Annotated in this window: 14 protein-coding genes; 4 read left to right on the top strand and 10 right to left on the bottom strand. The window is 64.0% G+C overall.

The features are described from left to right. Positions 1-49: 49 nt before the first annotated feature. From IVB36_RS13135 to IVB36_RS13125, 3 genes are all read right to left on the bottom strand, one after another. Positions 50-1,213: a crosslink repair DNA glycosylase YcaQ family protein gene (locus tag IVB36_RS13135; RefSeq protein ID WP_247372618.1), complete on the bottom strand. Its 1,164-nt coding sequence runs from the start codon at positions 1,211-1,213 to the stop codon at positions 50-52. A gap of 108 nt (positions 1,214-1,321) precedes the next feature. Continuing rightward, positions 1,322-1,570, bottom strand: coding sequence for a hypothetical protein (locus IVB36_RS13130; RefSeq protein WP_007595197.1), 249 nt, complete (start codon positions 1,568-1,570; stop codon positions 1,322-1,324). 119 nt (positions 1,571-1,689) lie between these two features. Continuing rightward, positions 1,690-1,935, bottom strand: coding sequence for a hypothetical protein (locus tag IVB36_RS13125; RefSeq protein WP_018455000.1), 246 nt, complete (start codon positions 1,933-1,935; stop codon positions 1,690-1,692). A 513-nt stretch (positions 1,936-2,448) separates the two neighbouring features. Here IVB36_RS13125 and IVB36_RS13120 point away from each other — a divergent pair. Then, positions 2,449-3,090: an OmpA family protein gene (locus IVB36_RS13120; protein ID WP_018455001.1), complete on the top strand. Its 642-nt coding sequence runs from the start codon at positions 2,449-2,451 to the stop codon at positions 3,088-3,090. Positions 3,091-3,147: 57 nt separating this feature from the next. On the opposite strand, the gene IVB36_RS13115 is transcribed toward IVB36_RS13120, so the two are convergent. After that, on the bottom strand, positions 3,148-4,578 hold the full coding sequence (locus IVB36_RS13115; protein ID WP_247372615.1) for a phospholipid carrier-dependent glycosyltransferase: 1,431 nt from the start codon (positions 4,576-4,578) through the stop codon (positions 3,148-3,150). A gap of 51 nt (positions 4,579-4,629) precedes the next feature. Here IVB36_RS13115 and IVB36_RS13110 point away from each other — a divergent pair, with 51 nt between their 5' ends. Beyond that, complete coding sequence (locus IVB36_RS13110) at positions 4,630-5,328, top strand: FecR family protein (RefSeq protein ID WP_317244930.1); 699 nt, start codon at positions 4,630-4,632, stop codon at positions 5,326-5,328. 2 nt (positions 5,329-5,330) lie between these two features. Then, positions 5,331-6,497, top strand: coding sequence for a hypothetical protein (locus IVB36_RS13105; protein ID WP_247372611.1), 1,167 nt, complete (start codon positions 5,331-5,333; stop codon positions 6,495-6,497). Positions 6,498-6,652: 155 nt separating this feature from the next. Here the strand turns inward: IVB36_RS13105 and IVB36_RS13100 are convergent, their stop codons facing one another. The 3 genes from IVB36_RS13100 to IVB36_RS13090 all read right to left on the bottom strand — a co-directional run bounded on the left by IVB36_RS13100 (position 6,653) and on the right by IVB36_RS13090 (position 8,255). Then, complete coding sequence (locus IVB36_RS13100) at positions 6,653-7,141, bottom strand: VOC family protein (RefSeq protein ID WP_247372609.1); 489 nt, start codon at positions 7,139-7,141, stop codon at positions 6,653-6,655. A gap of 41 nt (positions 7,142-7,182) precedes the next feature. Then, positions 7,183-7,611, bottom strand: coding sequence for a VOC family protein (locus IVB36_RS13095; RefSeq protein ID WP_026232857.1), 429 nt, complete (start codon positions 7,609-7,611; stop codon positions 7,183-7,185). Positions 7,612-7,742: 131 nt separating this feature from the next. Then, positions 7,743-8,255, bottom strand: a complete 513-nt coding sequence (locus IVB36_RS13090; protein WP_085349946.1) for a cupin domain-containing protein — start codon at positions 8,253-8,255, stop codon at positions 7,743-7,745. Between the two features lie 127 nt (positions 8,256-8,382). On the opposite strand from IVB36_RS13090, the gene IVB36_RS13085 reads away from it, so the two are divergent. Further along, positions 8,383-8,601, top strand: a complete 219-nt coding sequence (locus tag IVB36_RS13085) for a CsbD family protein (protein WP_007606928.1) — start codon at positions 8,383-8,385, stop codon at positions 8,599-8,601. Between the two features lie 58 nt (positions 8,602-8,659). On the opposite strand, the gene IVB36_RS13080 is transcribed toward IVB36_RS13085, so the two are convergent. Genes IVB36_RS13080 through IVB36_RS13070 form a run of 3 tightly spaced genes read right to left on the bottom strand, consistent with a single transcriptional unit; the run spans position 8,660 to position 12,495 of the window. After that, positions 8,660-9,124, bottom strand: a complete 465-nt coding sequence (locus tag IVB36_RS13080; protein WP_026232858.1) for an FKBP-type peptidyl-prolyl cis-trans isomerase — start codon at positions 9,122-9,124, stop codon at positions 8,660-8,662. A gap of 60 nt (positions 9,125-9,184) precedes the next feature. Continuing rightward, positions 9,185-11,476, bottom strand: coding sequence for a xanthine dehydrogenase family protein molybdopterin-binding subunit (locus IVB36_RS13075; RefSeq protein WP_247372604.1), 2,292 nt, complete (start codon positions 11,474-11,476; stop codon positions 9,185-9,187). 2 nt (positions 11,477-11,478) lie between these two features. Further along, a complete protein-coding gene (locus tag IVB36_RS13070; protein WP_247391589.1) occupies positions 11,479-12,495 on the bottom strand; it encodes a xanthine dehydrogenase family protein subunit M in 1,017 nt (338 codons plus the stop codon). Between the last annotated feature and the right edge of the window lie 2 nt (positions 12,496-12,497).

The following is a 12,497-nucleotide window of genomic DNA, read 5'->3' as shown; positions in this document are numbered from 1 at the left end:
GCCACCACGTTGCGCTACGACAGAGCTCGGTGATCCGCGCCGCGCACAACTACTCTGCCAATTGAAACTTCGCAAAGCGATCGAGCTCCTCCTCGATCTTCCGTTTGAGCTCCTTGCGCCCCGCGGTCTTCTTCCCCTCGCCGACCCAGGTCCATTTCTGCATCAGCAGCTTCTTCGCCTGCCGGTCGGTCTTCAGATCGAGCGCGGCGACGATCTCGTCGCCGACCAGCACGGGCAGCGCGAAATAGCCGAGCTTGCGTTTGGCCTTCGGCACATAGGCCTCGAACAAATGGTTGTAACCGAAAATGAGATTGGTGCGCTTGCGCTGGATGATCAGCGGATCGAACGGCGACAGGATATGGACCAGATCCGGCGGCGCGCACTCGCCCGGCTCGAGCGCAGCCGGCACTGCCCAGTGCTCCTGCTTGCCGGCACCGTCGATGGCGACAGGCACGAGCTCGCCACGGCGGACGCGCGAGCCGATCAGGGCAGCCACCGCCGGCTTGCGCGGCGCGTTGAGATGGCAGACCGAATCGAGGCTCACGACACCTTGCGATCGCAGCGCGCGATCGAGCAGATAGACCGTGATGTCCTTTGCCGACGCCGGCCTCGGCAGCTTGTCCCAGCCGAAATGGCGCGTCATCAGCTCATAAGTCTTGAGCATGCCCTGCCGCTCGCTGACGGTCACGGCACCCATGTAGAAGGCGAGCTGCAATGCCCGCTTCGAGGGTTTTCGGCTTTGCCAGAGATGCTCCTTCTCGGTGAGCACGTCGTCCTCGATGTCGCGGATCGTCAGCGGGCCGGCGCGCACCAGCCGCATCACCTTGCGCATGTCGGCAGGTTTCACCGAGGCGAACCATTTGTGCCCCTCGCGGCGGTGCTCGCACATCGCCGGCAGGAAGAAGCGGAAGTCGCCGGCCGGCACGTAAGACAGCGCATGCGTCCAATATTCAAAGACGCTCTTGTCGACGCTCTGGGCATGGCGCAGGTCGGCGCGCCGGTAGGACGGGATCCGGCTGAACAGGATGTGATGATGGCAGCGCTCGATCACGTTGATGGTGTCGATCTGCACATAGCCGAGATGGGCGACCGCGTCGGAGACGGCTTGCGCGCCGTCACCGAACGGCGCGCGCTCGTCCAGCCGCTGGGCATGAAGCCAGATTTGCCGGGCCTGTGTCGTGGTGAGTGGAATCGGTTTGGGCGCGCGGGACATTGCGGAATGCAGTGTAGCGGGATTCGCATCCAGCCAAGAAGCCGATCCAGGAGCGGACAAGGAAAAACCGCGCCGCCATCTGCTGACAGCGCGGTCGGAAGGCGCTTGCTACTTCATCGACATGGCCTTCTGCGCCTTCATGTAATGCATGCAGGCGCTTTTCATCTTGCCGTTGCTCATGTCGGTGTTGGCCATGGCCATTTCCTTGTTCATGGCCGTCTTGGCCGGCGTATCCGCCGTGCCGCCCATCATGGCGGCGGACTTCATCATATTGTCGCTGGTGCACGCCATCATCGCGGCAGATGCAGGGGAAACGGCGAACGCGACCAAAGCTGCAGCTGTGAGCAAGATTTTCATCGAAAAGTCTCCTCCGTAAAACGAAACCGGCGTCATGCCGGCCTTCGCGATACGTATTCTCCGGCGAAGACGTTTCGTGGAGAAGACAATTTCTTGCTGCGGTGCGAAGACGGGAGGGCTCAGCGGCCGGCTTTCGGGGCTTTGGACCGGTCGCCGACGCTGCCTGTTGCGACATCGGGTTCGCACGAGGCCTTGCCGCGCTCCTCCGCCTGGCAGCGATAGACGTTGCCGGTGAGACGATCGACCAGCCACATGTTCTCGTCGGTTGGCGCTTGAAGCCCGACATAGCGGGAGGTCAGCCCCGTGATCAGTGTCGACAGCAGGATCGCCACCGCGATCATCGCCGCGCCGATGTAAATGGGCATGGAGCTCAGGGACACGGTCCGATCCGGCGGGCCATTGCGATAAAACTGGTAATCACTTGGCCTCGGCACTGGGTGGAACTCGGCTCCCTTCGTTTGCGCTTGTCGGAGGCTGTGCCCTGCTAGGCGTCCATCTGGCCGAAAAATTGTTCACAGACAGGCCAACACGCGACGGCTTTGCGACAATCGGTGAGCATGGGTTTCCTTGAGTGAACCGGCCCCCGCCGCCCGAGCGGCACCTCGGCGCGGCGGTCCTCAGTGATGCGGATCACGACAGGACTGCGACGGCTCGAACCATCGCCGGAGAGGTGTGCGACCACTTCTCTTCTCGCGCTGGCGCCCCTCCTCGGAGCGGACCGCGGGTCGGCTCTCTATGAACCGAAACCGCTTGAAATACGCTGCCGTGGTCCAGGACGGCCCCGTTTCCACCGTGACCAAGATCACACCAGGGCTTTTGAACCTGCCCTATGCTCGCAGCATCAAATAGCCATCAGGCGTCACAACGAGGATACGACAATGACCCGTTTCAATAACTCTTTTGCACTGAAGGCGGTGACCCTCTCGGCAATTCTGTCGATGACAGCCGGCTTGGCTATGGCCGGCGACGGCAATGTCTCTACCAACCAGATCCTGGATGCACTGAAGCCGAAGCCCGTGACCCGGGGTCTGTCCGCAGGTCCGCAGGTTGATCCGGCGGTCCAGGCCAAGGAATCGACGTTCCTGAACACCGTGCGCAACCGCTCGACGCGGTCGCTGTCGACGGGCGAGCGCGAGCAGATTGCCGAGCTCGCCGCGACCAAGCCGAAGATCGATCTGGAGATCCAGTTCGACTACAACTCGGCCGACATCGCCAAGACGTCGGTGCCGTCGGTACAGGCGCTCGGCAAGGCGCTGTCCGATCCCTCGTTGAAGGGCTCGACCTTCGTGGTCGCCGGCCACACCGATGCGGTCGGCACCGAGGCCTACAATCAGGGGCTCTCCGAGCGGCGGGCCGACACCATCAAGAAATACCTGGTGCTGAACTACGGTCTCACCGGCACCGATCTCGTCACCGTCGGCTACGGCAAGACCAAGCTGAAGGACGCCGCCAACGGCGCCGACCCGATCAACCGCCGCGTCCAGGTCGTGAACATGGACACCAAGACCGCGTCGAAGTGATTCCAAAATTGTCGCCCATCAAGACGCCGCCTGCCGTTCTCCCGGCGGGCGGCGATTTCATATCCAGCTTTGGAAGAGCATCAGCCGATTGAAGGTCTGCATCGATGTGCCGACGAAGGCCGCCGAGATCGGCAGCATGGCGGCAAAGCCGATCGCGACGACCCCGACATAGGCCCACAACAGCCAGCCCGGTAGACCGTCCCGCCGCAGCACGTAGACCAGCGCGAGCGACGCCACGGTCGCAGCCGGCAGATAGTAATAGATGAAGGCGAGCGTACGCGGCAGCAACGCCCAGGCGAGCCAGGACCCGAAATAGAAGACCGCGATCAGGAACGCATCCCGGCGACGCGCGACGACGAAATCGCGCAGCACGACGGCGAGCGCGAGCAGCGTCGGCCACAGCACCAGGGGGTTACCGAGAAAGACGATCGCGGAGACATTGTCGTCCACGGTCTTGTCGAACAGGAACCACACCGGGCGCGCGAGCAGCGGCCATGACGGCCAGGCGCTCATATAAGTGTGGCCGGCGATGGCAGTGGTGGTGTTGTCCGCGAAGATCCGGCGCTGCGCCTCGACCAGATCCGGCAGCGACACGCCGTAGAGTGGGACGAAGGCCGCAAGATATGTCATCGCGGGCAGGACAGTGAAGCAGAGCACGACGTGATGTAATCTGAAGTCGGGCCAGAGATCAGGCCGGTACCAATCCCCCGGCTTCGCGTCGGCAAACAGGGTGTGCCAGCCCTGCATCAGGCGGATCACCGCGACGATGACGATGCAGATTCCGAGCGGAAACAGGCCGCTCCATTTGCAGGCGGCCGCACAGCCGAACAGGCTGCCGGCAGCCGCGAATAATGCATGGGGACGATCCTTTCGAAAGCCATGCATGAAGGCGGCAATCGCGAGCAGGCCGAAGCCGAGTGCAAAAATGTCGAGCATCGCGACGCGCGCCTGCACGTACAGCATCTGGTTGCAGGCGGCGATCAGCGCGGCGGCGATCGCAGGCCCTTGCGCGGCGAACAGCGCGAGGCCGCACAGATAGATCGCGACGATCGCGAGCGCGCCGAACAATGTCGCGGGATAGCGCCAGCCCAGCGCGCTGTCGCCTAAGGCCGCGATCGATAGCGCGATCAGCTCTTTCGCCAAAGGTGGATGCATCGGATTGAGCATCGATTGCGACACCGCTGGTGCCAACATCTGCCGCGCCGCCGGCACGTAGTGCACTTCGTCGAAGACGAACTTCTCCGGCGTCGTCAGGCCAATCAGCAGGGCAAGATGCGCGACCAGGAAAATCGCGACAGCAATCACTGCGCTCCGCGACACCTTCGGAACCGCAGGCAAGTCAAGTCGCGTTTGTGGGGATGTCTTGCGTGGCAGTTTTGCGTCACCGCGGAGAATAATAGAGATCGCGGTTTTCATTGAACGCATTCTGCCGCAACTGTCACTAAGCATAACGCAGGTCTCGCGCTGCTTGTGATAATTCCGCCACATCGCAAGCGCGCGTGATCCGGTACGATCAGGGACACATCGATCGGTTGCGAAATGAATTTGCGTTTCTGGCTTTTCTCCACGCTGTTGTCGACCCTCTTGTGCGCGGCCCCTTGCGCCCAAGCCCAGACGCGCGTCGGTGAAGCCGTCTTGATCCAGAATGAAGTCGTTCGCGTGGCCGCGACCACGACGCCGATCAGCGTCGGCGACAGCATGCTGCGGGACGAGACCGTGCGCACCGGCGCCGGCAGCGCGGCTCGCTTCGTGATGGCCGACAGCACCAATCTGTCGCTCGGCCCGAGCGCGACGCTCAAGCTCGACCGCACCGTCTTCAACGACGAGCACAGCTATCGCGACGTCGCGATCCGCATGACGACGGGCGCATTCCGTTTCGTCACGGGACATTCCGAGAAGACCGCCTACAAGATCACGACCCCGCTCGCGACCATCGGCGTGCGCGGTACCACACTCGATATCCTGTCCCAGCGCGGCCGCTCGGTCGTCGTGCTGCAGGACGGTGCCGCCAGCGTCTGCACGACGAGCCAGCAATGCGTGCAGCTCACCCAGCCCGGCGACACCGCAATCATCACCTCGACCGGCGGCAAGATCTCCATCAGTAAGACCAATACGCCGCCCTGGACCTTTGCCGCGACCTGCGCCGCGAGCGCGGGACTGTGCGCGGTCAGCCAATATGCGGACGCGTCGCCGACCATCACGCCCGCCCAAGACGACGGCATGCTGTGCGGGCGCTAACGATGGAAGTATTCAACGTCAGGCGCTTCATGCTCGCGAGCGTGCTGACCGTCGTGGCTGCGTTTGCGTTGATCGCGGTCGAGGCCCGTCCGGCGGCAGCCGCCACGATTTGCGAGTCCGAGTGCGGAGGGCCGACGCCCACCCCGGCGCCGAGCTATTCACCCTCGCCGACGCCGACCTACAGCCCCTCGCCATCGCCGAGCCCTTATCCGTCCTCCACGCCGAGCCCGACGCCGACGCCGACACCGAGCCCAACGCCGACGCCGAGGCCGACCGGCGCGGATTCCAGCGGCGGCTCGATCGGCGGCCTCGCCAACCAGCGCTTCAACCAGATGATCACCAACCGGGTGCTCGGCACGGTGCTGCTCGGGGTCAACGAGCAGGTCAATTGCAGCAATTGCGTCAGCGCGTTTGGCTCCGCCGGCTCGTTCTCGGCCGGAATCCACGGCCGCAAGGAGCTGACCAACAATCTGTCGCTGCTCGCCGGCATCGCCTACACGCAGTACAGCGAGGGCGGCTACAACATCACAAGCGCTCCCATCGCCGCGTTCGCGCTGCGCTATGATTTCACCGACTGGGGCTCGTCGCGCCCGTTCTTCGACGTCGGCACGATCCTGACGCCGTGGGAGAAGGCGCGCTACACCCGCAGCTACAACACCAACCTCGGCCCGGTGAACGTCACGAGTTCGACCAACGCCTCGAACTACGCCGTTTATGGCCGCGCCGGCTGGATGAGCCGCGTGTCGCCCCGCGACGAGGTCGCCGCCTCGATCGAGGTCTGGCAGCTCTGGCAGCGTGTCTCGGGCTATACCGACAGCGCAGTGGCGTTCAATCCGTTCGACGCCAGCATCGCGACCGGCACCGACCGCACCAGCCTGGTCAAGATCGGCGGCCAGTGGACGCATCTCTACGGCAGCAATATCGAGGCCAACATTAACGGTGGCTGGGTGCAGTCATTCGCCAGCCATAGCGGCATCGTCGCCACCGTGACCGGTGACGGCATGGTGGTGCCGACCATGGGTAACCAGGGCTGGTTCGAATATGGCGGCCGGCTCGGCTTCCGCGTGCAGAAGGGCTGGATCGTCGACCTGTTCGCCAACGGCACGCTCGGCCCGCAGCCGGTGGGTAACACCATCCATGGCGGCGTGGGGCTGCGGATCAATTATTAGCGGCGGGCCTTCGCTCAGATTCCGCTGTCATGCCCCGGCTCGACCGGGGCATCCAGTACGCCGCGGCCGATCGATTGACCAACGACCGTCTCGGCGTACTGGATCGCCCGGTCAAGCCGGGCGATGACAGTGAGGATGTGGCAAGGGCACGCCCTTCACGCCGCCGACTTGCCCTCGAACGCCCGCCGCAGCGCCTCCACGTCCAGCTTCACCATCTTCATCATGGCCTGCATCGCGCGTGCGGCAGCCGCCTTGTCGGGGCTGGAGAGGAATTCGAACATCACCTTCGGCACCACCTGCCAGGCCACGCCCCAGCGATCCCTGAGCCAGCCGCACTGCTCTTCCTTGCCGCCATGGGCCAGGAACGCATTCCAGACGCTGTCGACCTGGGCCTGATCGTCGCAATGGATCATCAGCGAGATCGCGTGGGTGTATTCCATTTTCATGCCGCCGTTGAGCGCGACCAAAGGCTGTCCCGCCACCGAGAATTCGACGACGAGCACGGAGCCTTCCTTGCCGGACGGGCCATCTGAAACGTTGCGCTGAACATGCGTGATCGCCGAATTCGGCACGAGCGAGACGTAGAACTTCGCGGCTTCCTCGGCATCGCCGTTGAACCACATGCAGGGAACGACCTTGGACATCTTGAATGCTCCTCTTCGGTTTCTTGCTGTTGTGGGGTTAATCAGGCGTTCGCCATGTCGGACTGCGCCGCGAAGGCTGCCATGTCCATCCAGTTCACGCCCCACATGTGGCCGTCCGGATCCTCGAAGCTGCGGCCGTACATGAAGCTGTATTCGTCCTTCGGGCTGGGATCGGCCACCCCGCCTGCAGCCGCGGCCTTGCTGACGATATCGTCGACCTCGGTCCGGCTATCGGCGGACAGGCAGAACAGCGCCTGGTTTGAGGTCTTTGCATCCGAGATCGGCTTCGGCGTGAACTGCCGGAATTTCTCGTGGGTCGTCAGCATCGCGTAGATGGTCTCGGAAAAGACCATGCAGCTCGCTGTTTCGTCGCTGAATTGCGGGTTCCTGGTCGCACCGACCGCCTCGTAAAAGGCAGTGGCGCGCTTGAGGTCGGTCACGGGCAGATTGAGGAAAATCATCCTGGGCATCGGAGCTCCTTGGGCGGGGTTCTGCCCAAGGACGGACGGCCAAGCGGCGATCCGACACGGCTTCCGGATCTTTTTTGGAGCCCTGCCCGCGAGGTTCTGTCACACAGAACCCGCTGGCTTTCAGGCGATCCTCACTTCTTCTCGTTCGGATCGCGGTGAATGGGATCGACCCACAGGACGGTCTCGGGCTTCTCGACCGGCTCGATATCGAGGTTGATCGCCACCGCCTCGCCGTCGCTGCGCACCAGCACGCATTCCAGCACCTCGTCCGCGCTGGCGTTGATCTCCTGATGGGGCACGTAGGGTGGCACGAAAATGAAGTCACCGGGGCCGGCCTCTGCGGTGAATTGCAGGCTCTCGCCCCAGCGCATCCGCGCCTTGCCCTTCACCACATAGATCACGCTTTCGAGATGGCCGTGGTGATGCGCGCCGGTCTTGGCGTCGGGCTTGATGCTGACCGTGCCCGCCCACAATTTCTGCGCACCGACGCGCGCGAAATTGATCGCGGCCGCGCGGTCCATGCCCGCCGTCGACGGAACGTTGGTATCGAGCTGGTTGCCGGGAATGACGCGCACGCCGTCATGTTTCCAGCGATCGTGGTGATCGTGGTCATGGTGGGAATGCGAATGGTCATGGCCGGTCATGGGACTTGCTTTCTATTGGTTCCGTGTGCGGCAAACTAACCCAAAGCCGCGACATCGAGCCATAACAAAATCGGAACCCTCATAACCGTCGAACGTTGTCTTGGCGAGCAAACCGCAGGAGAGTTTCATGGGTAGCACGACCGACAAGATCAAGGGCACCGCAAACGAGGCAATGGGCAAGGCCAAGCAGGGCGTTGGCGAAGCCACTGGATCCGAGCGCCTGAAGGGTGAAGGTGCAGTCCAGGAAGTGAAGGGCAAGGGCCAGCAGGCCATGGGCGACGCCAAGGACGCCGCGAAGGACGCGGTTGATCGCGCAGCCGCTGCGGCCAAGCGCGCGACGGAGTAACGGCGTCGCACTCAAAGCGAAAAGACCGGCCGAGAGGCCGGTCTTTTTGTTTGCGGGCTTACTTCACCCCGAGCAATTCCACGTCGAACATCAGCGTCGCGTTCGGCGGGATCACGCCGCCTGCGCCCCGGGCGCCATAGCCGAGCTGCGGCGGAATGATCAGCGTGCGCTTGCCGCCGACCTTCATGGAGGCAACACCCTCGTCCCAGCCGGCGATGACGCGGCCCTTGCCGATCGGGAATTCGAAAGGCTCGTTGCGATCCACTGACGAGTCGAATTTCTTGCCCTTCTGGCCGTTCTCGTAGAGCCAGCCGGTGTAGTGCATCACGCAGATCTGGCCCGGCTTGGGCGAAGCTCCGGTGCCGGCGACGCTATCGGTAATCTGCAAACCTGAAGCTGTTGTCATGGTCTTCCCTGCGGTCTGGGCCGAGGCCGTGGTGGAAACGAAATCGGACACGCCGGCGATCACGGTGATCGCGAGTGCCGACATGATGGCGAGGAGCATGCGCTGTAAACGCTGCATAAGAGACCTTCCGTTTGAGGCGCAAGGTGTCTAGCGCAACGCTGACGCCGTTTCCACCCCTCACACCTCGATATTTTCGAGCCGCACGGGCAGCTTGCGGATGCGCTGGCCCGTGGCGTGATAGATCGCATTGCAGATCGCCGCATTGGTGCCGACATTGGCGAGCTCGCCAAGGCCTTTCACGCCGGCCGGGTTGATACGGTCGTCCTGCTCGGAGAGCAGGATCACTTCGACACCGGGCACGTCGGCATTCACGGGCACGAGATAGTCGGCGAGATTATCGTTGACGTAGCGTGCATTGCGCTCGTCGATCTCGGTGGCCTCCAGCAGCGCCGAGGACATGCCCCAGATCAGGCCGCCCATGAGCTGGCTGCGCGCCGTGCGCGGATTCATGATGCGGCCCGCCGCAAACGCTCCCACCAGCCGGGGGCAGCGGATTTCATGGGTAAAGCGGTTGACGCGGACCTCGACGAACTCAGCACCGAAGGCATAGGCGATCTTGTCTTTCATCTGATGGCCACCGACGAGCCGCGCGTGCCCGCTGTGCATGGCCGTGAAGGAATCCAGCGGCGCGCCTTCGGGCTTCCACTCGCCGTATTCCTCGACGATGCCGACGCCGAGCGCGTCGAAGGCCTTCTCGAGATCGAGTGGACGATCGCTCTGCGCCGCCTGCGTGCTCGGCGCCTGGCTGATGCCGACAGTCTCCTTGGCCTTGTCGGCGAGGCTGTCGCTCGGCATCACGGCCTTGAACAGCCTTTGGCGAATGCGGTCGCACACCATCATCACCGCCGAGCAGGTGCTGGCAGTCGAGTTCGAACCGCCGGCAACGGGCGCCGGCGGCAGATCGCTGTCACCCAGGAAGACCGCGACCTTCTCCAAGGGCACGCCGAGCCGCTCGGCCGCGGTCTGGGCGATGACGGTATACGCACCGGTGCCGATCTCGTGACCGGCGATCTCGACCCGGGTACGGCCGTCGCGCTGGAGGCGGACGCGCGCGGCAGAGGGCGCCATCTGCGTCGGATAGCAGGTGGCGGCACAGCCATAGCCGACCAGCCAGTCGCCGTCCGACATCGATTTCGGCTGCGGCGAGCGCTGCGACCAGCCGAACGCCTTCGCGGCCTCGTCGAAGCACGCCATCAAGGACCGCGATGTATAGGGCTTGCCGCCGATCGGCTCGACGGTGGTGTCGTTGATGCGGCGGAGCTCGACGGGGTCCATGTTCAGCTTCACAGCGAGCTCGTCCATCGCGCTCTCCAGCGCGAAGAGATACGGCACCTCCGGCGGCGAGCGCATGAAGCCGGGCGTATTGCGGTCGGCGCGCACGATCGACACCAGACTTGCGACGTTCGGGCAGGCATAGAGCCGCGTCGTCGTCTTGGTGCCGCCGACGCAATAGGCATCCGGACGCGACGAAACCTCCGCGCCGTCATGCCTCAAAGCCACCAGCTTGCCGTCCCGACCCGCACCAAGCCTGATCTCATGGCGCGTCTCGGCGCGGTAGGTGGCGATGGTGAAACCCTGGTCGCGGGTTGGCACCAGCTTGATCGGCCGGTTCAGGCGTTTGGCAATGCCGGCGATGATGGCAGTGCGGGACGTCATCGAACCGCGCGAACCAAAGCCGCCGCCGACATAGGGATTGACGACACGGACCTTGTCGGCGTCGATACCGAGCTGCTCGGCGACGCCGTTCTTCAGGCCGTAGACGTACTGGCTGCCCTCGTAGACGACGAGCTCGTCGCCCATCCAGGCGCAGCTCGTCGTAAACAGCTCCATCGGATTGTGGTGCTGGGTCGGCGTTTCATAAGAGGCGGTGAGCTTGACCTCGGCCGCGTCGAACGCCTTGGCGAAATCGCCGACCTCCGGGTCTTCCTTGAACTGTGCGTTCTGTCCCTTTGCCGCTGCCGTGGTGGTCCCCGGCGAGTCGAAGCTCGCACTCGGCGCTACGGCCGTGTAGCTGACCTTGACGCGATTGGCGGCCTCGCGCGCCCCCTCGTAACTCTCGGCGATGACGACGGCGATGATCTGGCCGTCATGGGCGATGTCAGCCGATTTCAGCGGCTGGATCGTGGTGCCGGCATAGCCGCCATTGCTGAACAGTTTCGATTCCTTCAGCTTCGGAGCGTTCTCATGCGTGACGATGTCGATCACGCCGCGGACCCGCCTGGCATCGTCGAGATCGAAACTGTCGATGCGGCCCTTGGCGATGGCGCTGGTGACCAGGAATGCGTAGGCAGGATTGTCGAGCGGCATGTCGGACGCATATGTCGCCCGGCCCGTGACCTTTGCGGCCGCATCATAGCGCGGCACGGGCCGGCCCATGTTTGCTTTCGGCTCGGGAGCTGCAGCGGTCATGATCAGATCTCCATCGTTGCGGCCTGCTGGAGCGCGCGCGCCACCACGCGCTTGCCGAGCGCGATCTTGAAGCTGTTGTGCCGGCGGCCTTGGGCGTCCGCAAACGCGGCATCGGCCACACGCTGCGCCAGACCGTCGTCGAATTTCTGTCCCTTCAGCAGCGCCTCCGCCTCGCGCGCCCGCCACGGCACGGTGGCGACGCCGCCGAGCGCGACACGCGCGTCCCTGATCGTGCCATCCTGCACGTCGAGCGCGACCGCAGCCGACGACAGCGCGAACTCGTAGGACTGCCGGTCGCGCGCCTTGAGATACACCGAGCGCGGCCAGCGGCCGGGAACGGAGAACGCAGAGATCAGCTCACCGGGCCGAAGCGTGGTCTCGATGTCGGGCGTCCTGCCGGGTGCCTTGTGCAAATCCGCAAACGGCAGGTTGCGCGTTCCGGACCTGCCGGTAATCTCGACCATCGCATCGAGCGCGATCAGCGCCTGCGCAAAATCGCCGGGATAGGTCGCGATGCACTGATCGGACGTACCGAGCACCGCATGCATGCGATTGACGCCGTCCATGGCGGCACAGCCCGAACCAGGATTGCGCTTGTTGCAATTCTCATAGGAAACGTCGCGGAAATAGCTGCAACGCGTTCGCTGCATCACGTTACCGCCGAGCGTCGCCATTTTGCGCAGCTGGGCGCTGGCGGCGAGCTTCAGGGAATTCGCGATCACCGGATAGTGGCGCTGGATCTCGGCATGCGCGGCCACGTCGGACATCTTCGCGAGCGCGCCGAGCCGCAAGCCGTCACTGCCGGGCTCGATCGCCGACCAGCCCCGCGCCAGCGGATTGATATCGACGATCGCGGCGGGCCGCATCACGTCGAGCTTCATCAGGTCGATCAGCGTGGTGCCGCCCGCGAGCGGCTGTGCTGTAGCCTTCGTCAGCGGATTGTTCGCAGTTGCGGCAGCACTGAGCGCCTGCACCGCCATGTCGGGGTCTGTTGCCCTTTGATACGAAAACGGTCGCATGC

The sequence above is a fragment of the Bradyrhizobium sp. 35 genome (assembly GCF_023073215.1).
GTDB lineage: Bacteria > Pseudomonadota > Alphaproteobacteria > Rhizobiales > Xanthobacteraceae > Bradyrhizobium > Bradyrhizobium canariense_D.
Note: the sequence above shows the minus strand (reverse complement) of the source record. Positions and strands in the feature narration are given on the sequence as shown.

Bases quoted from the DNA above. Each gene is read 5' to 3' on its own strand.
- IVB36_RS13135 (WP_247372618.1), bottom strand. From the start codon at position 1,213: ATGTCCCGCGCGCCCAAACCGATTCCACTCACCACGACACAGGCCCGG.
- IVB36_RS13130 (WP_007595197.1), bottom strand. From the start codon at position 1,570: ATGAAAATCTTGCTCACAGCTGCAGCTTTGGTCGCGTTCGCCGTTTCC.
- IVB36_RS13125 (WP_018455000.1), bottom strand. From the start codon at position 1,935: ATGCCCATTTACATCGGCGCGGCGATGATCGCGGTGGCGATCCTGCTG.
- IVB36_RS13120 (WP_018455001.1), top strand. From the start codon at position 2,449: ATGACCCGTTTCAATAACTCTTTTGCACTGAAGGCGGTGACCCTCTCG.
- IVB36_RS13115 (WP_247372615.1), bottom strand. From the start codon at position 4,578: ATGTGGCGGAATTATCACAAGCAGCGCGAGACCTGCGTTATGCTTAGT.
- IVB36_RS13110 (WP_317244930.1), top strand. From the start codon at position 4,630: ATGAATTTGCGTTTCTGGCTTTTCTCCACGCTGTTGTCGACCCTCTTG.
- IVB36_RS13105 (WP_247372611.1), top strand. From the start codon at position 5,331: ATGGAAGTATTCAACGTCAGGCGCTTCATGCTCGCGAGCGTGCTGACC.
- IVB36_RS13100 (WP_247372609.1), bottom strand. From the start codon at position 7,141: ATGTCCAAGGTCGTTCCCTGCATGTGGTTCAACGGCGATGCCGAGGAA.
- IVB36_RS13095 (WP_026232857.1), bottom strand. From the start codon at position 7,611: ATGCCCAGGATGATTTTCCTCAATCTGCCCGTGACCGACCTCAAGCGC.
- IVB36_RS13090 (WP_085349946.1), bottom strand. From the start codon at position 8,255: ATGACCGGCCATGACCATTCGCATTCCCACCATGACCACGATCACCAC.
- IVB36_RS13085 (WP_007606928.1), top strand. From the start codon at position 8,383: ATGGGTAGCACGACCGACAAGATCAAGGGCACCGCAAACGAGGCAATG.
- IVB36_RS13080 (WP_026232858.1), bottom strand. From the start codon at position 9,124: ATGCAGCGTTTACAGCGCATGCTCCTCGCCATCATGTCGGCACTCGCG.
- IVB36_RS13075 (WP_247372604.1), bottom strand. From the start codon at position 11,476: ATGACCGCTGCAGCTCCCGAGCCGAAAGCAAACATGGGCCGGCCCGTG.
- IVB36_RS13070 (WP_247391589.1), bottom strand. From the start codon at position 12,495: ATGCGACCGTTTTCGTATCAAAGGGCAACAGACCCCGACATGGCGGTG.